Annotated in this window: 27 protein-coding genes; 18 read left to right on the top strand and 9 right to left on the bottom strand. The window is 55.3% G+C overall.

Annotated elements, in window-relative coordinates:
* Positions 1-103: 103 nt before the first annotated feature.
* Entirely contained in the window at positions 104-1,069 is a 966-nt protein-coding gene (locus DEO48_RS08415; protein WP_109844881.1) for a plasmid segregation protein ParM, read from the top strand.
* On the top strand, positions 1,066-1,470 hold the full coding sequence (locus DEO48_RS08410; protein WP_109844880.1) for a plasmid partitioning/stability family protein: 405 nt from the start codon (positions 1,066-1,068) through the stop codon (positions 1,468-1,470). Before DEO48_RS08415 ends, DEO48_RS08410 begins: the two co-directional genes overlap by 4 nt.
* Before the next feature lie 649 nt (positions 1,471-2,119).
* On the opposite strand, the gene DEO48_RS08405 is transcribed toward DEO48_RS08410, so the two are convergent.
* From DEO48_RS08405 to DEO48_RS08380, 6 genes are read right to left on the bottom strand one after another with little or no spacing between them, the layout of a single operon-like run.
* Positions 2,120-2,770, bottom strand: a complete 651-nt coding sequence (locus DEO48_RS08405) for a hypothetical protein (RefSeq protein WP_109844879.1) — start codon at positions 2,768-2,770, stop codon at positions 2,120-2,122.
* Entirely contained in the window at positions 2,767-3,339 is a 573-nt protein-coding gene (locus DEO48_RS08400; RefSeq protein WP_109844878.1) for a hypothetical protein, read from the bottom strand. The genes DEO48_RS08405 and DEO48_RS08400 overlap by 4 nt, the downstream gene beginning before the upstream one ends.
* On the bottom strand, positions 3,332-3,928 hold the full coding sequence (locus DEO48_RS08395) for a hypothetical protein (RefSeq protein ID WP_109844877.1): 597 nt from the start codon (positions 3,926-3,928) through the stop codon (positions 3,332-3,334). The genes DEO48_RS08400 and DEO48_RS08395 overlap by 8 nt, the downstream gene beginning before the upstream one ends.
* Entirely contained in the window at positions 3,916-4,470 is a 555-nt protein-coding gene (locus DEO48_RS08390) for a hypothetical protein (RefSeq protein WP_258306076.1), read from the bottom strand. Before DEO48_RS08390 ends, DEO48_RS08395 begins: the two co-directional genes overlap by 13 nt.
* A complete protein-coding gene (locus tag DEO48_RS08385; RefSeq protein ID WP_258306075.1) occupies positions 4,467-5,549 on the bottom strand; it encodes a phage portal protein in 1,083 nt (360 codons plus the stop codon). The genes DEO48_RS08390 and DEO48_RS08385 overlap by 4 nt, the downstream gene beginning before the upstream one ends.
* Positions 5,549-7,264: a terminase large subunit domain-containing protein gene (locus DEO48_RS08380; protein WP_109844876.1), complete on the bottom strand. Its 1,716-nt coding sequence runs from the start codon at positions 7,262-7,264 to the stop codon at positions 5,549-5,551. Before DEO48_RS08380 ends, DEO48_RS08385 begins: the two co-directional genes overlap by 1 nt.
* 143 nt (positions 7,265-7,407) lie before the next feature.
* Here DEO48_RS08380 and DEO48_RS08375 point away from each other — a divergent pair, with 143 nt between their 5' ends.
* The 16 genes from DEO48_RS08375 (at position 7,408) to DEO48_RS08300 (ending at position 17,691) form a co-directional block, all read left to right on the top strand.
* A complete protein-coding gene (locus DEO48_RS08375) occupies positions 7,408-8,274 on the top strand; it encodes a GPO family capsid scaffolding protein (protein ID WP_109844875.1) in 867 nt (288 codons plus the stop codon).
* A 14-nt stretch (positions 8,275-8,288) separates the two neighbouring features.
* Complete coding sequence (locus DEO48_RS08370; RefSeq protein ID WP_109844874.1) at positions 8,289-9,341, top strand: phage major capsid protein, P2 family; 1,053 nt, start codon at positions 8,289-8,291, stop codon at positions 9,339-9,341.
* Between the two features lie 2 nt (positions 9,342-9,343).
* Positions 9,344-10,051, top strand: a complete 708-nt coding sequence (gene gpM / locus DEO48_RS08365) for a phage terminase small subunit (RefSeq protein ID WP_109844873.1) — start codon at positions 9,344-9,346, stop codon at positions 10,049-10,051.
* Between the two features lie 95 nt (positions 10,052-10,146).
* Positions 10,147-10,608 (top strand): head completion/stabilization protein, encoded by a 462-nt coding sequence (locus DEO48_RS08360; protein WP_109844872.1) that lies wholly within the window; start codon positions 10,147-10,149, stop codon positions 10,606-10,608.
* Positions 10,605-10,808 (top strand): tail protein X, encoded by a 204-nt coding sequence (locus DEO48_RS08355; protein WP_109844871.1) that lies wholly within the window; start codon positions 10,605-10,607, stop codon positions 10,806-10,808. The genes DEO48_RS08360 and DEO48_RS08355 overlap by 4 nt, the downstream gene beginning before the upstream one ends.
* 21 nt (positions 10,809-10,829) lie before the next feature.
* A complete protein-coding gene (locus DEO48_RS08350) occupies positions 10,830-11,045 on the top strand; it encodes a hypothetical protein (protein WP_109844870.1) in 216 nt (71 codons plus the stop codon).
* Positions 11,045-11,245: a hypothetical protein gene (locus DEO48_RS08345; RefSeq protein WP_109844869.1), complete on the top strand. Its 201-nt coding sequence runs from the start codon at positions 11,045-11,047 to the stop codon at positions 11,243-11,245. Before DEO48_RS08350 ends, DEO48_RS08345 begins: the two co-directional genes overlap by 1 nt.
* Positions 11,242-11,433, top strand: coding sequence for a hypothetical protein (locus tag DEO48_RS08340; RefSeq protein WP_109844868.1), 192 nt, complete (start codon positions 11,242-11,244; stop codon positions 11,431-11,433). Before DEO48_RS08345 ends, DEO48_RS08340 begins: the two co-directional genes overlap by 4 nt.
* A 51-nt stretch (positions 11,434-11,484) precedes the next feature.
* Entirely contained in the window at positions 11,485-11,961 is a 477-nt protein-coding gene (locus DEO48_RS08335) for a phage tail protein (protein ID WP_109844867.1), read from the top strand.
* Positions 11,958-12,602 carry a phage virion morphogenesis protein gene (locus DEO48_RS08330; RefSeq protein WP_109844866.1) on the top strand — a complete coding sequence of 215 codons (645 nt, stop codon included), beginning with the start codon at positions 11,958-11,960 and terminating at the stop codon, positions 12,600-12,602. The genes DEO48_RS08335 and DEO48_RS08330 overlap by 4 nt, the downstream gene beginning before the upstream one ends.
* A gap of 66 nt (positions 12,603-12,668) precedes the next feature.
* Complete coding sequence (locus DEO48_RS08325; RefSeq protein ID WP_109844865.1) at positions 12,669-13,292, top strand: phage baseplate assembly protein V; 624 nt, start codon at positions 12,669-12,671, stop codon at positions 13,290-13,292.
* Positions 13,289-13,642 carry a GPW/gp25 family protein gene (locus DEO48_RS08320; RefSeq protein WP_109844864.1) on the top strand — a complete coding sequence of 118 codons (354 nt, stop codon included), beginning with the start codon at positions 13,289-13,291 and terminating at the stop codon, positions 13,640-13,642. The genes DEO48_RS08325 and DEO48_RS08320 overlap by 4 nt, the downstream gene beginning before the upstream one ends.
* On the top strand, positions 13,639-14,565 hold the full coding sequence (locus DEO48_RS08315; RefSeq protein WP_109844863.1) for a baseplate J/gp47 family protein: 927 nt from the start codon (positions 13,639-13,641) through the stop codon (positions 14,563-14,565). Before DEO48_RS08320 ends, DEO48_RS08315 begins: the two co-directional genes overlap by 4 nt.
* Entirely contained in the window at positions 14,558-15,178 is a 621-nt protein-coding gene (locus tag DEO48_RS08310; protein WP_258306074.1) for a phage tail protein I, read from the top strand. Before DEO48_RS08315 ends, DEO48_RS08310 begins: the two co-directional genes overlap by 8 nt.
* The gene (locus DEO48_RS08305; protein WP_109844861.1) at positions 15,175-17,211 is read left to right on the top strand and encodes a phage tail protein; all 2,037 of its coding nucleotides are present in this window, start codon (positions 15,175-15,177) and stop codon (positions 17,209-17,211) included. Before DEO48_RS08310 ends, DEO48_RS08305 begins: the two co-directional genes overlap by 4 nt.
* A 9-nt stretch (positions 17,212-17,220) precedes the next feature.
* Complete coding sequence (locus DEO48_RS08300; protein ID WP_109844860.1) at positions 17,221-17,691, top strand: tail fiber assembly protein; 471 nt, start codon at positions 17,221-17,223, stop codon at positions 17,689-17,691.
* Here DEO48_RS08300 and DEO48_RS08295 read toward each other — a convergent pair.
* The 3 genes from DEO48_RS08295 to DEO48_RS08285 are packed head-to-tail and all read right to left on the bottom strand — an operon-like array spanning position 17,672 to position 20,929.
* On the bottom strand, positions 17,672-18,124 hold the full coding sequence (locus DEO48_RS08295; RefSeq protein WP_109844914.1) for a phage tail protein: 453 nt from the start codon (positions 18,122-18,124) through the stop codon (positions 17,672-17,674). The two genes, DEO48_RS08300 and DEO48_RS08295, sit on opposite strands and share 20 nt — an antisense overlap.
* Before the next feature lie 5 nt (positions 18,125-18,129).
* Complete coding sequence (locus DEO48_RS08290; protein ID WP_109844859.1) at positions 18,130-20,784, bottom strand: phage tail tape measure protein; 2,655 nt, start codon at positions 20,782-20,784, stop codon at positions 18,130-18,132.
* A complete protein-coding gene (locus DEO48_RS08285) occupies positions 20,768-20,929 on the bottom strand; it encodes a GpE family phage tail protein (protein ID WP_109844858.1) in 162 nt (53 codons plus the stop codon). Before DEO48_RS08285 ends, DEO48_RS08290 begins: the two co-directional genes overlap by 17 nt.
* Positions 20,930-20,933: the final 4 nt, after the last annotated feature.

Raw genomic sequence — 20,933 nt, 5'->3', positions numbered from 1 at the left:
AAATCGGCAACCAGCCAGACGGCTAAACCACCATTTTTCTGTTTCGTTCCCAAAAACGACAATTAAACGGCTTTTTCATACCTGCATAAAGGAAAGAAACACGATGAAGATTTTTATTGATGACGGCTCCACAGCGATCAAAATGGCCTGGCAGCAGGATGGCAAGATGCAAACACTGGTCAGCCAGAATAGCTTTAAGCCGGAATGGTCCACACCGTTCGGTAACCAGACACCGGCCAACTATCTGATCGACGGTGAGCGCTATTCGTTTGATCCGGTCAGCCCGGAAGCCATCCGCACCACCAATACCCGCTATCAGTATAGCGATCTTAACGTGGTCGCCATTCACCACGCGTTATTGCAAACCGGTATCACGCCGCAGCCGGTAGATGTGGAAGTCACCCTGCCACTGGGAGAATACCTGGACGAGCACAACCAGCCAAACATGCTGAACATCGAGCGCAAGAAACGCAACGTTATGCGCCCTGTCGTGCTCAACAACGCCGAAACCTTTACTATCCGCAGCGTGCGCGTATTACCCGAGTCCATCCCGGCTGGTTTCGATGTGGTAAAGGACCTGGACGAACTGGACTCCCTTCTGATCGTCGATCTGGGCGGTACCACGCTGGACGTGTCGCAGGTGCGCGGCAAATTCACCGGCATTACGAAAACATTCTGTGACCCGGACATCGGCGTTTCGCTGATTACCGAGGCACTAAAAACCGCACTGGACGCCGCCAATACGCGCGCCAGCAGTCTCTTTGCTAACGACCTGATCCACCACCGCAACGATCCCGCATATCTGCGCAGCCGCGTCAACGACACCGCGCAGGTCGCCACTATTCTGGCAACCCTGCGCGAGAAAGAGCTGCAGCTCTGCCGCCGAGTGCAACGCACCATTGAGCAGTTTTCCGGTTACTCGCATGTGATGGTGATTGGCGGCGGCGCTGACATCATCCTTGAGGCAGTGTGCGAAGCCACAGCCATGCCGCAGGAGCGCGTATTCCGCACCACAAACCCGCAGCTTGATCTGGTGACCGGCCTCTATCAGATGGGTACACCGGAATGAGCACCCCAAACCGCAAAATCAGCTTTTATCTGAAGCCCGCGCACTCGCGGGCTGACCAGCTCGCCGATGAGATGCTTGACGCCCTGCCCGTCAAGGCGCGCGGTAATGCCAGCCGCGCCGCTATGCTGGCCGGGATGGCGCTAATGCGCCAGGACCCGCGACTACCTCACCTTATCGCGGAGCTGTTCGACGAGAACACCACCATCAGCCAGATACGCCACCTTATCAGCAGCATATTTCCTGACGATACCACCGCCGTGGTGGCCGCACTTCGCCAGTTGACCACCGCTACCACCAAGCCAGACCCGACAGCAGCAAAGGAATCTGCGCCAGCCACGGACGAACCGGCGGACAATGCCGCCGTCGCCAGGCGAAACGCCGGTAACCTTTTCCCCACGTAATCCTCCACACCACCACAAAGAGCCGCCACGTGCGGCTTTTTTATTGGCAACGGTTTATCGGCGGGGCTGAGGCGGAGCGCAACGCAGTGAGCACCGAACAGCCATGACGATAAAGCGGAACAGGCACGATCTGAGCAACGATCCCGCGCCCAAAAAAAAAGATCATTTTCACCCTGAATAAGCCGTGACGAAAAAGTGAATAATATTGAATAATTAAGGCCCACCACGCGATCCCATGTCAGCCCTTGTACGGCAAGGCTCAGGGCGACATGACGAAGTGACGAAAAACACGCACATATTGCGCGCGGGTGTGGTGGGGGACGCCCCCGCGCTGAGGGGTGGGATAGGACCATGCCTGGAGAGCCAAATCAAGGCGTCAGGAATCCGTCATGCGATGCGTTCTCGTTGGTTTGGTTCTGGCAGTCATGATGTGTTAGCGCGTGCCTCAGCGCGATACAGGCAGGATCTTATTCAGAGTGATGCACAGGGATAACGCCGCGAATCAGGCGCGGTTAGCCGTCTGGGCATCCAGTCAGAAGCGCCAGGGATAAAGGAATGGGAACACCAGACGCGCACCGCGCGCCTGGTGTGATGGTGATAGCAGCAGGATGTTATCGAGGCGGCGGTGGTAGCAGCAGGTGACGCCTCGTCAGGCTGAAGGGTAATCTGTGAATTGGAGGTATTCAGGAAGGAGCGCCAGTACATCCCACGGCCTGACGTTACCGTGAAAACAAAGAACATCTGTGTTGGCCGGAATGGTGCCATCACCTTTTGAGCGCACATCGTGATAGCCAGGCATACCTGGTGCCGCAATGTGAACCCTCCAGGACTTGACCATCTCACCGAACCGGGCGACATCACGCCCGCAAATACGCTCAAGCACATCTTGATCGCCACGGCATTCACGCATCCAGCGCTCAGGAGATGCCAGCCATTGCGACCAGATACGCGCCTTCTCCCTGTGGGGAATGAACATCATACCGCTGGCCGGTTTCTCAGGATGGTAGAAGTCGGACAACATCCTGAAACGGTCATCATTCATGTAGACGGACGGATTGCACAGCAGAAGCGTGTCGAGGTCAAAATAAAGGATATCGTCATCAATCAGATCAGGGTTGAAAAGCTCCATCTTGGCAAACCAGCCCGGCCAGCGATAGCGCTGCCGCAGTACGGACACCCCCGCCACCGGAACATCAGCAAGACAGGCAGACGGCTCATCGCAAAATTGCGCATGCAGCGCCCGAACATGCTCTGCGCGATACTCTCCGCCCGAGCGAAGCACGGTCATGATCGTAGTCACCGGAATCCCTCCGTATTTTTAATACGCATCTTGTCTTCATCCTTTGAGATACCAATAGTGATCACCGCGTTGTCATGAGCCTCACCGGGAATGCGGTGATATTTAGCTGGCATCAGGCCAATCCGCAGCGCTGGCGCAAACTCACTAATCACCGCATCAAAAGCCGCCTCATCAGTACCGCCGTGCTCATCACTATACGCTAGCCAGGCATCGCACAGCGCTACAGTCTCAGGCGTAGAACGCCAGCCCATCACCGAGACGTGCCACGCACGCCCCGGCACCGTGGAGTGCGGACGAAGCAGTAAATCTTCACGAAAATTGAGAAGCATGCGCGGCAACTGGTGAACATCACTATCCGCATCTATCCAGACAATACGCGGGTAAAGTTTCAACATCTGACGAATAAACCGGGGCTTGATACGCGTATTTGCCAGCCAGTCGGAATCCGACGGCATGCAGCGAATATCATACGCCACACCCATATCCTGGAGCGTACTGGCGAGCCGCTGCGCCATCTGTGGATAACGCCAGTTACAGGTAAAAAAAGATACAAATACCGCATCACTCATCAAGCCAGTCCTCAAAGTGCATTTGGGGGATCCCCGTTAATTTTCCGCAGCTCACTACCCGGATCTGTGGTAGCGCACTGGCGAACAGCAGCGGCAGGTGGCTAAGATTGCCCGGCCGACCGCCTTCAATGCGGGCATCTTCCGTTCCGTCTACACCCATAAGCGCCACGTCAGTAAAGCCGAGATGATAGGCAAGGCCCAATGCGCCATAAGCGCTGTTACCTGTATGAATTTGCCTGGCATTCTTCGACAGCCCTTCAACCGCTGACCAGCGCCACAACCACCATGCCGGTGAGTATCGTTCCTGCGGCTCCTGCCCACGTCGGGCAATGCGCTGGAAACGTCTCACACCGAACGCCGGACCAACCGGCCCAGCTGCGCAGTAAGCCACACCGGCGCGCTGACATGTTAGCCGTCGGCGGTTTTCAGGAGAGGGGTCCAGGGTAAAGAAATAATCAGCGCGGGACAGCCATTCAATGGCACCATTGACGGCAATAACGGCCACATCATCAGGTGGAACGAAACCGTGCGCCGATGGACCGGAAGCAACGATAACAGCCCTCTTTTGTGGAGATTTTACAGGGTCCATGCATCCTCCTTTAGAGCCTGCGCCAGCGGCAGACGCCGGAACAACGTCAGCATCGAATATCGAGAGCAATTGATAATATCGGCACCGGCGAGTTGGTTGCCAAGGCCGGTAAAATGCCCAAGCCAGCGTGCTTCGCTGCCATCACCCGGATTACGCAATCCGGCCGGATGATCCCCGTGCCAGTGGGTACCGTGACGAGTGGAGCAGTCAAAACCGAGCAAAATGATGCGCCGCGCCCCTTGCTGATGCGCAAACTGCACAGCCCGCATCCCGGAGTTATATACGCCGGTCGCTACATGGAGCTTCAGGCAATAGCGACTGGCTGCCTGCGCGCTGCACGTCCATAACTCCGCCGCAGAGTCGATGCGCGCGTGCCAGTAATCCCACCATTCGAGATCACCGGCATAGATAACGTCACATTCAGGAGCAGCCTGCCAGGTGGAATTGACCGCGATAACCGGCCAGCCAGACGAAATTGCCATTGTGATATCTTCCTGAACCAGCGACGGCCCGCTGGCGAGAATAATCGCCCTGTCCATCATGCATTACTGCCCTCAGCAAGCGCGTACGGCGCAAAGGTCAGAACCTTCATACCCAGCCAGTCGTTAAGGTGTTTAAGTGCGGACATAATCGGGTAAAGCTCATTAATGGCGAACACCTTCGCCGCTTTCTCCACATCGCCGAAGTTAGAAGCATCGTTCGGGATAATCCCCATCAGCTGCGGCGGAACGCGATGCGCCGCCAGCATGTCATTACGCGTGATATTTTTTATGCCGCTGAAATCGTCCTTTGCCGTGATCTCACTGAACGGCATCACCTGTATGCCGTCTTTTTTGCCGCCCGCCGAATAAACCAGCACGTTTTTAAATGCCCGCTTTCCGTTTACACCGGAGAGTGCTTTTTTAAGATCTTCAATCTGCTTAGGGTTTGCCAGCGCATCAGATACGTAAATCAGCTTTCCGGCGTGACTGCCGTTAATGAAATAGTTGCGACGAAACATGGTGGCGTCACTGTTGAGATAGACCGACATCATGACCGCCAGGTATTCCGGCAGGCCGTAAATTTCCTGGTTTATTTCGGGGTTCATAATCTGGCAGACGCTGCCTGGTGCGTAGGGAACCGGATCTTTGCCGGGCTGCACATCCCAGTACTGATCGAGGTTCACGCCACGACGGGTATATTTGGCGGGGAGATATTCAAGCGCCATTACCCCGCCAAGACGATTTTTGATAACCCGGACATACGCATTTCCGAACACCAGATAGTCAAGCGCGATTTCGTTCACCATCTTAAGCGACAGCAACGGATGAGCGATGTAACAACCAGTTATGACGTTGCGCTTAAAGTACAACGCCGACTGGTGATATGTTGCCACACCGAACAGGCGGGATATTTCGTAAAAACTGACCGGAGTCTCATACCATAAGCCGTTTTCGGCGCACTCCATACAGTCCAGAAAATCCCCCCATCCCACGAGCGGATAAGGATCATCAAGCGTCAGCGCACTGAATTCGGTCACCACATCCTGAACATCCGCCGCAAGATCTGCGCCACCGCTTCGCGCCGCGGCGGCAACCCTCCCCATATCCAGCCACGTGCTGTCGTTACTTTTATCGCTCATTAAAACTCCATCACAAAGCCGTCGCCGTCAGCCTCAGCGCCCAGCGGTTCGTTAAACAACGCATGCATGGCAGACCAGGCCAAATCGCCATGGTTGCTTCCGCGCGAGCGGTCCGATTCGTAGGTCAGCGTGCCGCCTGGCGTTACCACTCTTCTCACCGTCATGAAAGAGTTAACCAGCGCCATCAGTCCTGCGTCATATTCCAGACGCCCCGCACGGATAAGCATCAGCGCCTTCATGACCAGCAGACGCTTAAGCCCGGCCGAATAGGTATGCACCACAACAGCCGGGAAGAATTTACGGACCAGCTCACCCACCGCCTCACCAATACCGGTACCATCAATACCGATATGGGTGACGTTATAGCGCTCAGTAAACTGTCGTATCACCTCAGCCTGCGCCTCAAACGGCAGCCCCTGGATCTGCATGGCCTCAATAATGCGGAACCGGCCACCCGGCACCAACGGAGGCACAATAACGGTCAGTCCGGCGCTGTCGCCGTTGCCGCTGCCACCGTTAGGGTCATATCCCAGCCAGACTTCACGCTCTCCCATCGGTCGCGCCGCATCCGGGCGCCAGTCTTCCCAGTCATCACCATCAACACCACATCCAATAAGCTGGTTGTAGTTAAATGCCCGCTCCCCGCGCGCCACGAACTCACACATGTACAGGTTCAGAAAGTCTTCCGGCGGCGTTTCCCGCTCAATAGTGCTGAGCGTGACCAGATCCAGACCTTTGGCTATGGCATCCTTGATAGTCAGGATCTGCCGCCAGACCTCGTCTTTACAGAGCAGGCCATTTTTTAGCGCCTTATGCGTCAGAGGAATATCAACCCGGTCTGCTTTCTTCAGAGATTTGTTGTACAAATCCCCCGTCCAGAAGCTGTAAGCCTCATGCTCTTCACCGGAAGGCGTCGAGAAATAGGTCAGCGTCAGCCCGGCCTTGTCGTGCGTCGCCATGCCTGCCGCAACCTTACGCAGATTGAGGAAATTGGAGACCCAGAAGAATTCATCAAAATAGAGATTGCCCGTGTAGGACTGCGCCGTTGCCGCCGAGGTACCCAGGAAGTAGAGCGTGGCACCGTTGGACAGCACCATCTCATTACCGCCCTTCAGCTCAACGCCGCAGACATCCTTGACCCACTTCTGAATGAACCGCTTGAAGTTGAGCGCCTGGTTACGGCTGGCTGACAGGAATATCTGGTTTCGCCCGGAGGACAGCGCATCAAGCAGCGCCTCGCGCGCAAAATACCAGGACGCCCCCACCTGACGGGATTTGAGGATCATCCTGATGCGCTGACGCAGCTCGCTCAGCCGGAACCACTCTTTCTGGTACTCAAAGAACGTCGCATCAGCATCCGCCCGCAGCGCGGCAATCTGCTCTTCCGTCAGGTGATTTTTCGGTGCCTTTTTACGCCCCTCACCTTCATCTCTGCGCATGGCGCGCTCCAGCCGTGCAATCTGCCGCCCGTAGAGATCGATAGCCTTGAACTCACGCCCGGTAAGCGTCTCCGCCGGTCGCACCATCAGTTCCAGATAGCGCGCCAGAGTCACATCATGCGCACGCTCACCGGCGCTACTGTTATCCCAGCCATAACGACGCTTCCAGGTGTAAACCGTGGCCGGTTTAACACCCAGCATCGCCGCAATATCTTTAATGTCGCGCCCTAGCCAGTACTGGGTGCGAGCCTGGATTTTGATATCTGTCTGTTCCATGCATCAGAGCGTATCGCGCCCGCGCGACCCACCTGAACCAGTGGCATTTGTCACAGCATCACGACAAACGGAACGCATTGCCGCCATCCATCCCGACACGGAACATAGCGACATGACGAACATGATCTGACGAGACAAAGAACATGGCTAAAAAAGTAACAGACTGGGTACGCCTTGCTGTCGAAGGGGCCACCACAGACGGCCGCACTATCGAACGCGAATGGCTGACAGGTGCAGCAAAAGCCTACAACCCGGACGTATACGGCGCCCGCATTAACTGTGAGCACGTGAAGGGCTACGCCCCCATGAATGGCACAAACGGCATGTCATTTGGCGCGTACGGCGATATCGTCGAAGTGAAAACGGAAGTACTTCAGAAGCCGGAAGAGCTGAAAGGCAAGGTTGCACTGTTTGGCAGGCTGGCACCGAACGATGATCTGATTGCCCTCAACAAAAAGGGGCAAAAGGTCTATTCCAGTATCGAGATCACCCCAAACTTCGCCGATACAGGCACTCCGTACCTGCTGGGAATGGCAGTTACCGACAGCCCCGCAAGTCTTGGCACTTCATATCTCCAGTTCTGCGCTCAGAACCCGGAGCAAAGCCCTCTCGCTCGCTTTCATACGGTCAATGGCGCCGTGTTTACTGCAGCGGAAGAGTTTTCTTTCAGCACGACAGAAGATGTGCCGGAGCCAGCCAACAGCGGCGCGAATTTTTTCAGCAAAATCAGCGCCATGCTCCTTGGCAGCAATCGCCAGCAGACCCGCGACACCACCGAACTACAGAGTGCGGTAGAGCTGCTGGCAACCAGTCAGCGCGATGTCCTGAATGATATCGACGACCTGAAATTGTCCGCATCAGAGTTGAAACAGCTTAAACAGGAGCTTAACCAGCTCAGCCAGGACTACAACAAACTGAAATCGCAGCTGGAGCAGCAGCCGGAACAGTCGTACAGCCAGCGCCATCCAGCCACCGGCGGAAATGGTACAGACGACCAGATTGATTACTGACAGCAGGTAAGCACATGCGTAACGAAACACGATTGAAATATAACGACTGGCTGTCACGACAGGCAGAAATCAACAACCAGCAATTATCCACTTTACAGCAGGGATTGCGCTTCAACGTATCCCCGTCAGTTGAGCAAAAGCTGGAAAACAAAATTCAGGAATCCGACGAGTTTCTGAAAAAAATAAATGTCTATCCAGTCAACGAGCAGGAAGGCGAAAAAATCGGTCTGGATGTCAGCGGGCCAATTGCCGGTACCAATAACACCACGACCACACGACGCGAGCCGCGCGCAGTGGACACGATGGACGATAAAACCTACCGTTGCGAGCAGACCAACTCAGATACGTACATTTCATATGCGAAGCTGGATGCGTGGGCAAAGTTTCCGAACTTCCAGGCAATGCTGAGTAACCAGATTGTCCGTCGTCGCGCACTCGATCGCATCATGGTTGGCTTTAACGGCACGCATCACGTCACGATATCCGATTTCGCCAACAACCCGCTTTTGCAGGACGTGAATATCGGCTGGCCACAGCAGTACCGCAACAACGCCTCTAAACGCGTGCTGACAAATGTCACCATCACCTCGCGTGACGAAGATAACAAAATCATCCAGAAAGGCGACTACGGCAACCTGAACTCCCTGGCGATGGATGCGCGTCGCAACCTGCTGGACAGCTGGTATGTTGAGAGTCAGGATCTGGTCGTTATCACCGGCCGCACGCTGCTGAACCAGAACGATTTCCCGATCCTGAACTCACTCAGTCAGACAAACCCAAACAGCGAACAGCTGGCCGGTCAGTTGCTGATTGCTCAGCGTCGCATCGACGGTATGCCGGTTTACGCAGCGCCGTACTTCCCGGAAGGCTGCATGCTGATCACGTCATTCTCTAACCTGTCGCTGTACTGGCAGATTGGCGCCGCACGTCGTCAGGTCAAGGAAGAGCCGGAGTACAACCGTGTTTCGACGTACAGCTCCAGCAACGACGCCTATGTGATTGAGGATTATGGTTTCGGCTGCCTCATTGACGGAATCACCTGGGCAGGCGAAAGCAGCGAGGCGTAATCATGAAGCTGACACCTGCGCAAAAACATTGGCAGTTTCACGCCGCAGCGGAAGCGGCAAAGCGTCCAGAAGGTACTGCGCATTCCACCGAGTGGGAGCGCATGTATCATCGCTTCCGGCACGATAAAAAACGCCTCGGTGATATCCAGGGAACAACCCGCAAGATAGAGCTGAAGCGCGAGCTATTGCCATCCTATCAGGGATGGATCGGCGGCATCATGAGCAGCAACAGCGGACGACCGGATGAAATTTTTATCACCTGCGTGATCTGGCACATCGACACCGGCCAGGTGGAGGAAGCCCTGCCACTGATTGAGCATGCACTCCGTCATAAGATGCCCGTGCCGGATCAGTACAAGCGGACACCGGCGGCGCTGATAGTGGAAGAAATATGCAACCCGGCACTGACCGCGCTGAAGGTGGGCGATCCATGCCCGCTGACGCCAGAACTGCTCTCGCGGCTTGGCGTCATGACGCAGGAGGAAGACATGCCGGATCAGGTCCGTTCGAAACTGCACAAGCTTATCGGACTTCTACTGATGAAAGGCGACGAAGAACAGCAGAGGCGCGCACTTGAGAACCTGACGCAGGCCACCCGATTAAACCCTGACGCTGGCGTCAAAAAAGAAATCGACGCATTGCGCCGCGCCGCAGCAAAGCGCAACGCCCCTGCAAAGAACAGCGCGGGTACGCGAAAGCATACCGGCTAAACGAGCGTCCACACGCGCCGGGCGGCACGGCGATCGGCTGACTGCCTTTGCGGCGGCTCAGGCGTTCGCCGTCCACCGCCCATCCTGGAGGAATCATGGGAAGCCTGAATTCAATCAACACCGCCCTGCCGGAGCTGGTGACCAACAGTGATTTCTGGCCGGACATCGAGCTGAATATGCTGCGCCTGAGCGTGCGCCTTGACGGCAACGTGACCAATGACCGTCTCCGGCACGTTACCATTGAGGCCATCAACCGCGTCAACGATGAGCTGGCAGACTGGCGCGATATCCAGCGGCAGTCCGGCTATACCACCCTCGCAGGGGTGCCAGCGGAAAAAGTGGGCGGCGTGTCGGTACTGACCTCCCGTTATCTGCGCGCGGTATACAGCACCACCAAGGCTCTCATTATCGAAAGCTACAGGGACATTGACACTACCCGCGAGGGTGAAAAGCACGCCGAAGCGCTGGCAACGCAGATTGAAGACACCTGGCGGGACAGCCAGTGGGCGCTGCGCGATATTCTGGGATTAAATCGGGGCCTGGCTGAAATCGCATGAACATGACGGCAACGCAGGACGACACGGTTGATTTGATGTGCTGGCGACATTACGGCAGGACGCGCGGCGTGACGGAACATGTCTACGCTGCAAACCCAGGACTGTGCGAGAAAGGCCCGCTGCTCCCTGCCGGAACGCAGGTATGGATGCCGGAGGTCCCCGAGCAGGCCACCGCCGAAGTCGTCCAGTTATGGGACTGAACAACAACGATGGAGAAAGTCATGCAGGTGAAGCACCTCATTATTCTGCTGGTATCAATGGTGCTGAGCGCCTGCGCTGCCGTTTCATTCACGCATGCGACCGGCGCCAGCGGGCAGGCGGTGACCAATGCGGAGGTTCAGACCGATAACACCGTCGTACTGACTTACCCGAACGGCTCCGCGTGTATCGACACCCACCCGGTTGCAAGTCAGACATGCCGGACGGGAGGCCCATAGTGCCAGACCTGAAAATTACCCTGTTTTTGCTGCTGTCGTCGCTGCCGCTCTCCGGCTGCGTATCACAGCGTTACGTTGGCGTACAGATAACGTCCACCCAGCCTGCGAGCCTCACCCGCGTACTGATCAACGGTAACGCCGTCGTGCTGTGTCGCGTGGGTGATGAAGCCAGGCACCAACTCATGAGAGAAAAACAATGAAATTTAAGTACGAGCTGACCCAGGTAGTACAAATCGCTATCAGCGGCGAGGAAGGCCATATCAAGGGTCGTGCAGAATACGCAACCTGCGGCAACCACTATTTCGTCCATTACCTTGCTGCCGACGGCCGCGCTGCTGAACGCTGGTTCGAAGAGGGCGAGCTCACCGCGGCAGCACAAGAACAATAATATCCGCGGGCGCTTATCGGGCGCCCGTTTTGCTTATTGCGAGACAATATCATGCTTAAAGTGGACATACTGCGTGAGCACCTGAACAAGGCTATCCCATGGGTGCGGAGCAACCCCGACAATCTGGAGACCCGCGTCAGGAAGGGTAACGTCGTTTCCAGCGGCAGGCCGGGAGCTTCTTTCGAGTATCGCTATCATGTTGACGTGCTGGCGATGGACTTCCCGGATGACATCGAGATGCTGACCCTGGTCATTCTGACATGGGCGCGCGACCATCAGCCTGATCTGATCTTTAACCCGGACAAGCGCGCGCGTGAGGTCAGCTTCGATGCTGACATTCTTGATAACGGCAACGTCGATGTGCTGTTCAGTTTTCCGGTATCGGAAGCCGTGACCGTAACGCGGGACAGCGACGGCCGCATCACCTTCACGCCACAGGATGAGCCAGACTATCGCAAGATGTACGGCATCAGCGAAGGCGTATGGGATCTTGAGTTTGACGGCACCATGACGGACGACGGGTTATGAGTGACAGCCTGATGTATCAGCTTGACGGCGTGCTGGAAGCACTGACGGAGAGACTCTCTCCCGCAGCCCGTAAAAAGCTCGCCGGAACACTCGCGATGGGCCTGCGCGAACGCCAGGCAAAGCGCATCCGTCAGCAGAGAAACCCGGATGGCTCGCCTTACGTGCCGAAGAAGAAGCGCGAAATCAAGACCTACACCGGCAGGCTGCGCTTTATCTGGAAAGGTGAAGTGCGGGAAATTAACAACTGGCACAACACCAAAGACAAGAGCGGTGGCGGCGTGGTAACGGGGTTTGATGCCTCAAAAGGCAGCTTCCGGTCATTCCGGCGCGACGATATCGCGCAGTACCTGGCAATCGAACTCAACAAAACCGCCATGCGCCGCACGCTCAAAAAAAATGAGATGTTCCGCCGCCTTCGCACATACCAGTACCTGCGCACCGAGTACAGCGCACAGGGTGCCAGAGTGGGATTCACCGGCAGAGCCGCTGCTATTGCCCGCATTCATCAGTTTGGCCTGGTTGACGATCTGGATGCGCACTTTCACGGACGCTACCCGGAGCGCGAACTACTTGGGATAAATGACGACGACGTACACTGGATGAGCGATCAAATCCTCAGCTTTATCAGCGGAAGAAGTTAGTTTGTCGCAGCACTGCGACAAAGAGCACACCGCGCCACACTCCCGCGCGCGTGGAATACTGATTCTATGGAAAAGAACAACACCCCCACAGAGCTGCTACGCCGATTATGCAATCTCATACAAATCGGCACGGTTACCGAGATTAACGGTAAGCTCGCCCGCGTCAGCACCGGATATAACACAACCACCTGGATACAATGGGCGGTGGAGCGCGCCGGTGATACGCGAACGTGGTTACCGCCATCTGTGGGTGAGCAGGTCATTATCCTGGCCCCCGACGGGGAACTCAGGAATGCATTTATCGCCGGTTCGCTGTACTGCGATGCGTACGACGCCCCAGGCAGAGGCGCAGGTTATCACGCCATTTACCCGGACGGCGCAGAGTTTATTTATTCCCCGGACGACAGCAGCCTGCACATCAGCGGCATTAAAACACTGACCATCAGCGCATCAGGCGAGGTTACGGTTAACTGCGCCGCAGTGACGATAAAAGCGGCCGAACAAATCACGCTTGATGCGCCAGAGGTGAAATGCACAAATCAACTCACCACAGCCTCTTTCTCCGCGACCAAAGGCGGCGAAATGCACGGCAACTTCACCGGCACCGCGACATTCAACGACGTAAGGCCAGACGATCACGATCATGGCGGCGTGAAATCCGGCGATGACCGAACCAAGGGGACGAAATGACCTCGCATTACGCCGGACTCAACCGTGACAGCGGAGGCATGGTAACGGATGAGGCGCATATTCAGCAGTCCGTAACCGATATCCTGACCACACCGAAAGGAACACGGCTGATGCTAAGGGATTACGGTAGTGATGTTCCGGCCATGATTGATGGACCACTGACGGACTCGCTTCGCCTGCGGGTCATCGCTGCAACCTACGAAGCGCTGACAGCATGGGAGCCGCGCATCTCGCTATCCAGCGTTACCACCCGGTCAGAAAAAGGCGCGACGCAGGTTATTGTTAAAGGCTACAGCCTTAGCGGCCAACCGCTCAACATCACTACCACCTTCAGCAGAGGTCAATCATGAGTGGCGCTATCGACCTGTCACAACTCCCCCCGCCGGTCGTGGTGGAGCAACTGGACTTTGATACTACGCTTGACGCACGACGAGAGGCGTTCGTCTCCCTGTTCCCAGCGGAAATACAAGATACCATCCGTCGCACTCTCAACCTGCCGTCAGATCCGGGCGAAAAGCTCCTTGAGTTTTCAACTTATCTTGAAAACCTCATGCGCCAGCGAATCAATGAAGCATCGCTTTCAACCATGCTGGCTTACGCGGAGGATACAGACCTTGACAACCTGGCAGCCAACTACAATGTCCAGCGCCTGGTAATCACTCCCGCGGACAACACAACAACACCACCAACTCCCGCAGTGATGGAATCTGACGACGCACTGCGCCTGCGCGTACAAAACACCATGGAGACGCTGAGCGTTGCTGGCCCAACCGGAGCTTATGAAGCCTTTGCACGCGCAGCTGATGGCAGGGTAGCCGACGCGAAGGCAATCAGCCCATCACCCGCCTGCGTAACCGTATCCATTTTATCAACGGACGGAGACGGCACTGCCGACAGTGCGTTACTCGATACCGTCAGCGCAGCACTGAATGATGAAGACGTGCGACCGGTAGCGGATCGGTTAACAGTTCAGTCCGCAGAAATAGTCACCTATCTGATTGACGCCGTGCTCATGATGGAAGACGGACCGCAGACCGAGGTTATAAGAAAAGCCGCCCAGCAACGCGCCAGTGATTACGCTATCAGTCAGTACCGCATCGGGCGCACGATATACCGCGCAAAAATAATCGGGATACTGAACAGCGAAGGGGTGAACAACATCATTCTCAACTCACCGGCGACCGATATTCCGGTGAGCAACACCCAGGCGTCATGGTGTACCTCTGTTTCCGTGCGCACATCCACCAACGTGGAGGGTGTCAGCAGTGAATGAGCGCGATACCAGGGCACTCCTGCCACCATCATCAACACTGTATGAGCGCAACCTCGCGCAGGTGATGGCGACGTTTTTTGATGTGGGTATTCCGATACGCACCCTCTGGGATCCTGATACCTGCCGGGTAGATTTACTGCCATACCTCGCATGGGCCTTCTCGGTATACCGATGGGATGAAACGTGGGATGAAGCCACCAAGCGCAAGACCATCAAAGATTCATTTTTCCTGCATCAACACAAAGGCACCATTGGCGCCCTGCGTCGTGCCGTGGAGCCGATGGGCTACCTGATAAGCGTGACTGAGTGGTGGGAAAACGATAAGCAGCCAGGCACCTTTGAGATGGAGGTTGCCGCACTGAACACCGGCGTAACGGTTGAGATGTACGCCGAACTTGAGCGCGTCATAAATGATGCCAAGCCGTGCAGTCGTCACCTGACGATACTCACCATCTCAATGGAAACACGCGGAGAAATCCCCGTCGCCGCAGCGGCTTACGATGGCGACATTATGACCGTGTACCCCTATTTCCCTGACAGCATCGAAAGCAGCATGACAGCATACGCCCGCGCTGCGGTGCAAGTGATCGATACAATGGAGATTTCCGCATGACCGCGCCGTATTACACACTCCTTACCAATATTGGTGCCGCAAAGCTCGCGAACGCAACGGCAACCGACACGCCACTCAACATCACTCAAATGGGTGTGGGCGACGCCAACGGCACCGTACCTACTCCAGACCCACGGCAAACCAGCCTGATTAATGAACGCCGCCGCGCAGATCTCAACACGCTGAAGGCAGACCCAAAAAACCCGAATCAAATTATTGCTGAGCAGGTTCTCCCGGATAACGTTGGCGGCTGGTACATCAGAGAGTTGGGCCTTTACGACGCGGACGGCGATCTGATCGCCGTCGGCAACTGCCCACCATCCTACAAGCCACTCATTGAAGAGGGCGCGAGCCGCGAGCAGGTCATTCGTATGATTCTGATCGTTACCAGTGACAACGCCGTGACACTGAAGATTGATCCGACCGCTGTACTGGCAACCCGCGAGTATGTTGACGATTCAGTTGAGGAGCATGCTAAAAGCCGTAATCACCCGGACGCCACAACAAAAGCTAAAGGCTTTGTGCAACTCAGCAGCGAAACCGACAGTGACGACGAAACAAAGGCCGCCACACCGAAAGCGGTAAAAGCAGCCAAAGATGCCGCTGACGCCGCAGTAAAAACAGTCAACAGCGAAGAACCCGACGAACACGGCAACGTAAAACTCGGCTCTGCTGCCGATGCTGATGTCGTCACCTCCATGACCGATACGACACCTGGGCGAGTGCCGGTTGTTGGCTGGGAAGGGCTGGGCGGCTATGCATTACAAACCACTGATGCTGAGATTCAGTCACAGAACCGACTCCCCACGCGATTCTTCATTCAGGGAAACGGCGATGCTGATAAGCACTTTGGACTCTTTGGTGCCGGGGTGCATGTTGAGTATGGTACCAACAGTGATGGCGTTGAGTTTTCAGCAAATATGTTTGTTCGCGCTGACGGAAACATCATTGTTGAATGGCTGCAGGTAAATGCTGATGGTTCGGTTAACCAGCAAAACAGGCAAATGCTTTACGGGCCTCTGAATCCACCGACAGCGGCACAAACAGGGGCGCTCCCTCTTTCTGGTCAGGCGCTTAGCGTTGACCTCAACACTCTGGGGGATATCAGCGCTGCGGGTGTTTATTATCAACCAGCTAATGCTGGCGCGACCGCTGAACATCATTACCCGGTTCAGGAAGCCGGTACGCTACTGGTTACGCCTAGTGCGTACGGTTGCCAGCAGGAATATACGGCCTTCGCCTCAACGCGCAAATTTATCCGTGGACTCAACACCACATGGAATGGTTCAGGCCCGTGGCAAGCCTGGGTTGAAGTAATCAATGCTAATGGCGGTGACGTTGACCATCTTAGTAATGCCAGGTTCTACCAGATAAATCCAGCAGCATGGCCAGGTGCTGGCGCTTTTGCAGAACAATACAACAATCCGGTGGCACCGTTCCTCATCCCTTTTGGGCGTGAGACTCCGAAGGATGTTTCTGAGTTTTTACCCATCATCAAAGCGATATCTCACACAGAAGGATATGGTTATGGCGCTGCTGTAATCCTTGGCATCCTGCGAACGGGAAAAGCTGATTTTGGCTCTGCCATAATCCAGATTATCGGGGATAACGGCAATACAGCAATATATGGGTTCGACATAAACGGAACCATGAACGCCCCGGGAAATATTGTGGCTGGTCAGGGGCTTTACGAGTCAGGTGGTGCGGTAAGGGCTTATTCACCCAACAATCCGCCACCATCAACAATCGTTGATGCCATTAGCAGTGGTGGCGGTTGGTGGCAGGACAACTCAACTGGCTTGATTATGCAGATGGGGATGGTTAACCGCGTCGGCCCCAGTACCAATGTGGTATTCCCTAAAGCCTTCCCAAATTTCTGCATTGGCGTGCTTGTCTCTCTGAATATGTATGTTGGCTCTATTAAAGATTCACAGGCCAATATCAGGGTATTGGCACACAGTAACACCAGTTTCGATTATGGTTCAGGTGGCGACCCTGAAACCACTTCATTCTGGGTCGCATTTGGCAAATGAGGAGAGGTTATGGAAGAGCGCTATTTCTATAGTCCAACAACCAGGGGGTTTTATCCCCTATCAATGAAAGAGCAATATGAGAACAGCCTTAATGGCTGGCCTGCTGACGCCGTTGAAATCAACACCAACGATTATCAGGCATTGCTCGAAGGTCAGTCTCGCGGGCAGGTGATCGTTCCGGGCGATGACGGTAATCCGAAACTGGTTACACCAGAAATTGATCATGACGCTATTTTCGGCACCCAGAAAGAATCTCTATTAATGGAAGCTGAACGCATTATCGCCCCTTTAGAGCGCGCTGTTAAATTTGGTATCGCCACCGAGGAAGAAAAGCTACAGCTTGAAGCCTGGGAGAAATACAGCGTAATGGTGAACAGAGCAACCATGGAAAATCCGGTATTCCCAGAAAAGCCCGGCGAGACAGCCGAGCAACCGCAGACCTCTGTGAAAAAGCGAGTATCTAAAGCAGCCCGCCGGTAACATCGGACAGTATTTTTCCACCGCGCGCGGCATAGTCATCAATGTTTTCCAGCAGATCCTCGTTGGCTTTTTTCAGGGAGAGCGAGAATTCTATGATCATCGCTTTACCGTCGGAGAAAAAAACCTGGCGAGTCTGCCTGAGGCCAGTAATTACGTACATCCCAAACAGCATCCCCGTCCCTTCAATCAGCGGCCAGGCCCGGCCGCTGTAACCCATCGCCCGCAGCGCCAGCAATGAAACGTCTCCGCCGGTAATCTCCGGGTATAGGACTCCGTTCAACGTAATAGTCTCTTCACCCGGACCGATATACTGATATCGAGGGGACGCACCTACCCGGTCCGCCTTACTGTGGCGCCAGACATTTTCCCGGCTAAGTTGTTGGTAGGGCGCGGTTCGCACCTCAAAGAGAAACAAGCCAAGTATCATCATCATCACAGTTATTCCCTGTCTTTCAGGCTGGCAAGGTTTTGCCGTTTGAGTTTGTTGAGCGCCGCCATCACCTGTCGCTCGATATCATTCACCAGCTCACGCCGATCCATATGTGTTCCGTCGATATGGATATGCAAATTAATATCACCGGCCACGTTGGTACCGATATCCGGTTTTTTCTTCTCCTGCATGGCAGGCGATTGCGTAGCGGCCAGGATGCCACCATGGCCGGGGGAAAGTGTCGGCTGGTTGAAACCATTTTTCAGAGCAAGCCAGGGTGGCAGCGTTTTAAAGACAATTGCACCAGGGCGGCCATCATCTTCCGGGAGGTACCCTCCATCCCCGCGTTTTTTCTTTTTCTTCTTACCGCCATCCCAGTGCACAGTACCGAATTTATCGCCTGGTGGCGGTGGCTTCTTAAGCGCACCCTTGATATCTGATTTAAGGGTATTAACCATCCCCTGGAGTTTCCCAGGCAATTGAGCACCGGCAACATCACCCTGCAGGGCCAGAATTTTACTTTTGAGGAGGGCCTGCTGATCGCTATCCTCAAGCCCGAGAAGCTGCCTTCCCTTCTTGATAGCGAGATCAAACAATGAAATTGCAACCCGGGCATCCGCCGTCGAAGCAAGCCAGACCCTCGCCATTGATGAGGCAACGCCCTTCCCGTGCTTTTCAAGCTCAGTGAGCCTGTCGGTAAGATTGAGGTGGGACCACATGTAATCAGCTGCAGCACCTATAGCGAAGATCAGAGCAGGTATGCCTTCAAACACCAACAGCAATCGCGCAAGCCACTTAAGCGAACCACCCAAAAGTGTTATTGCCCCGGAGAATAACGAGACTCTCCCCGCAGCCACAGCGCTTGCGGCCCCAGCTGTCGCTATTGCCTCACCTGCCGTTGCCACCTCGGTACCAGCAACCACTGCCGCATCACCGGCCGCCGTCAGGCTAACCGCAGCAGTGTCAGCCGCCGCCCCAACACGAAACAGCGACATGGCAAACTTCAATGTCGCACGAACACCCAACGCCGTACCGACCAACGTAAACAGCGTGCCGAGTACAGCAGACAGAGCACCAACTGCAAGCACCGTATCCATAATGGCCGCCGTTAATGCAGGGTGCTTCTTTGTCCAGTCAGCCAATGCCTGAATAATTTTGGTTATCTTCTGGACGATAGCCCTCATAGGAGAATCGGAACCATCCTCAAGGTTTGTCCACAAACCATCCCACGCAGAATGAAGCATCTGCATATCACCGGCGTAGTTGTCGGTCATCTCTTTAGAGGTTTTGGCGGCCAACCCCTTGACCGTTCCAAGGTATTTTTCAAACGCCTGCAGGTTCCCTTCCGCCGACGCACGAGCCAGCACCTGAGCAGCCGTTAGCCCTTCGGTACCAAACAGTTGCTTGAAGATCGCAAACTGCGAACCCTGGTCAAACTTCCGCGTTTTCTCCCATAGCTCACTCATGACATCAGCCAGGGGACGAACAGCGCCGGTCGCGGTAATAGTTTTTATCTTCAGCTCATCAAGCACCCTCGTCCCTGCCGCCGCTGGCGCATACAGCCCTTTAATGGTGTCCTTCAGCCCGGTACCAGCGATCGAACCAGTCAGCCCGTTTTTGGCAAGTGTCGCCGCCGCCGCGGCAGTCTGCTCAAGGCTCATACCTGCGTTGCTGGCAACGGTACCCACGTATTCCATGGTTTCGTTAAGGGAGGACAGACTGGTTTTGGAGCGGGTGAAGGTACCCACCATGACGTCAGCTACGCGGGTGGCCTGGTCGGCCTGCAACTGGAAGTGATCGAGGATATTAGAGCCAACGTTAGCCGCCTCACCGAGATCGGCATGCGCAGCCAACGCCATGTTAAGAATCGAGGGCAAGGCCGTGCGGGCATTCTGTGAGGACATGCCGCCAGAGATAAGCGCATACTGCCCCTGTGTAGCCTGAACAGCGTTGTAATGCGTGGTGCGCGCAAGCTGCATTGCCTGCTCACGCAGCGCCTTCGCCTCTATACTGTTTCGCTGAAGCTGCGCGTTTGCAAGTGTCTGGGAAAATGCCTGGTCAAACTCGATGCCGGGCTGCATGAGGCGCATCCCGCCCCATAAGGCAACCCCACCCAGCGCCGCCGCTTTGGCGCCGCCGTTACGTATCCGCTGCGAGAGTTTTTTAGCCTTGTCGTATGACTCTTGCGCCTTCGTGACGCGCAGTAGCTGCGCCTCCTGCTGGCGTAACTGAACTGTATATTCACGGGTTTTCTGGATGATCCTTCCGGTTACACTCCCACCCGCCTCCATTGCCAGGCCGAAACGCTTAAAACCATCCTTAGCTTTCTGAAGGCCGGTCTCTTCCGCCTTGATCTGGCGATTGAGTTTTCCTATCTGCTTGCCAAACTCTTCAATCTGCGCTTTCTGCTCTTCACTGACGAACTCCTGCTTTCTGAGTTCGTCGCGCTTCGCAATGAGCTTGTTCATCTCCGCCGTCTTTTTGGCGATGATCTGACTGGATTTTTCGAACTGGCGGGTTTGCTTATCCAGTGACTGGATCTGCTGACGAGTAGAATTAACGGACGCACCCAACCCCTTGCTTGCCGCCTTTGCAGCATTCAGGGGCCGGGTAAGTTTGTCGATGGCACCAAATGCCACATTGATACTAAGAGTTTGCTGCATAGACGGCCGTAAACCTCTCGACCGCACCACGCCAGGTATCAAGCAGCTCAGGGAGAGGCATCACCCACAGCTCGGAGCACGGCCAGTGAAAAATAAAAGCGATATCGTGTATCACATCCTCAACCCGAACGAATGGCACCTCCATGTTG

It is taken from the genome of Enterobacter sp. CGMCC 5087, assembly GCF_003144775.1.
Classification (GTDB): Bacteria; Pseudomonadota; Gammaproteobacteria; order Enterobacterales; family Enterobacteriaceae; genus Enterobacter; species Enterobacter cloacae_M.
The sequence above is the reverse complement of the archived record's forward strand: the minus strand, read 5'-3'. Positions and strand labels throughout refer to the sequence as shown.

Excerpts from the sequence above, each read along its gene's own strand:
- DEO48_RS08415 (WP_109844881.1), top strand. The coding sequence starts at position 104 with ATGAAGATTTTTATTGATGACGGCTCCACAGCGATCAAAATGGCCTGG.
- DEO48_RS08410 (WP_109844880.1), top strand. The coding sequence starts at position 1,066 with ATGAGCACCCCAAACCGCAAAATCAGCTTTTATCTGAAGCCCGCGCAC.
- DEO48_RS08400 (WP_109844878.1), bottom strand. The coding sequence starts at position 3,339 with ATGAGTGATGCGGTATTTGTATCTTTTTTTACCTGTAACTGGCGTTAT.
- DEO48_RS08395 (WP_109844877.1), bottom strand. The coding sequence starts at position 3,928 with ATGGACCCTGTAAAATCTCCACAAAAGAGGGCTGTTATCGTTGCTTCC.
- DEO48_RS08390 (WP_258306076.1), bottom strand. The coding sequence starts at position 4,470 with ATGATGGACAGGGCGATTATTCTCGCCAGCGGGCCGTCGCTGGTTCAG.
- DEO48_RS08385 (WP_258306075.1), bottom strand. The coding sequence starts at position 5,549 with ATGAGCGATAAAAGTAACGACAGCACGTGGCTGGATATGGGGAGGGTT.
- DEO48_RS08380 (WP_109844876.1), bottom strand. The coding sequence starts at position 7,264 with ATGGAACAGACAGATATCAAAATCCAGGCTCGCACCCAGTACTGGCTA.
- DEO48_RS08375 (WP_109844875.1), top strand. The coding sequence starts at position 7,408 with ATGGCTAAAAAAGTAACAGACTGGGTACGCCTTGCTGTCGAAGGGGCC.
- DEO48_RS08370 (WP_109844874.1), top strand. The coding sequence starts at position 8,289 with ATGCGTAACGAAACACGATTGAAATATAACGACTGGCTGTCACGACAG.
- gpM (WP_109844873.1), top strand. The coding sequence starts at position 9,344 with ATGAAGCTGACACCTGCGCAAAAACATTGGCAGTTTCACGCCGCAGCG.
- DEO48_RS08360 (WP_109844872.1), top strand. The coding sequence starts at position 10,147 with ATGGGAAGCCTGAATTCAATCAACACCGCCCTGCCGGAGCTGGTGACC.
- DEO48_RS08355 (WP_109844871.1), top strand. The coding sequence starts at position 10,605 with ATGAACATGACGGCAACGCAGGACGACACGGTTGATTTGATGTGCTGG.
- DEO48_RS08350 (WP_109844870.1), top strand. The coding sequence starts at position 10,830 with ATGCAGGTGAAGCACCTCATTATTCTGCTGGTATCAATGGTGCTGAGC.
- DEO48_RS08340 (WP_109844868.1), top strand. The coding sequence starts at position 11,242 with ATGAAATTTAAGTACGAGCTGACCCAGGTAGTACAAATCGCTATCAGC.
- DEO48_RS08335 (WP_109844867.1), top strand. The coding sequence starts at position 11,485 with ATGCTTAAAGTGGACATACTGCGTGAGCACCTGAACAAGGCTATCCCA.
- DEO48_RS08330 (WP_109844866.1), top strand. The coding sequence starts at position 11,958 with ATGAGTGACAGCCTGATGTATCAGCTTGACGGCGTGCTGGAAGCACTG.
- DEO48_RS08325 (WP_109844865.1), top strand. The coding sequence starts at position 12,669 with ATGGAAAAGAACAACACCCCCACAGAGCTGCTACGCCGATTATGCAAT.
- DEO48_RS08320 (WP_109844864.1), top strand. The coding sequence starts at position 13,289 with ATGACCTCGCATTACGCCGGACTCAACCGTGACAGCGGAGGCATGGTA.
- DEO48_RS08315 (WP_109844863.1), top strand. The coding sequence starts at position 13,639 with ATGAGTGGCGCTATCGACCTGTCACAACTCCCCCCGCCGGTCGTGGTG.
- DEO48_RS08305 (WP_109844861.1), top strand. The coding sequence starts at position 15,175 with ATGACCGCGCCGTATTACACACTCCTTACCAATATTGGTGCCGCAAAG.
- DEO48_RS08300 (WP_109844860.1), top strand. The coding sequence starts at position 17,221 with ATGGAAGAGCGCTATTTCTATAGTCCAACAACCAGGGGGTTTTATCCC.
- DEO48_RS08295 (WP_109844914.1), bottom strand. The coding sequence starts at position 18,124 with ATGATGATGATACTTGGCTTGTTTCTCTTTGAGGTGCGAACCGCGCCC.
- DEO48_RS08290 (WP_109844859.1), bottom strand. The coding sequence starts at position 20,784 with ATGCAGCAAACTCTTAGTATCAATGTGGCATTTGGTGCCATCGACAAA.
- DEO48_RS08285 (WP_109844858.1), bottom strand. The coding sequence starts at position 20,929 with ATGGAGGTGCCATTCGTTCGGGTTGAGGATGTGATACACGATATCGCT.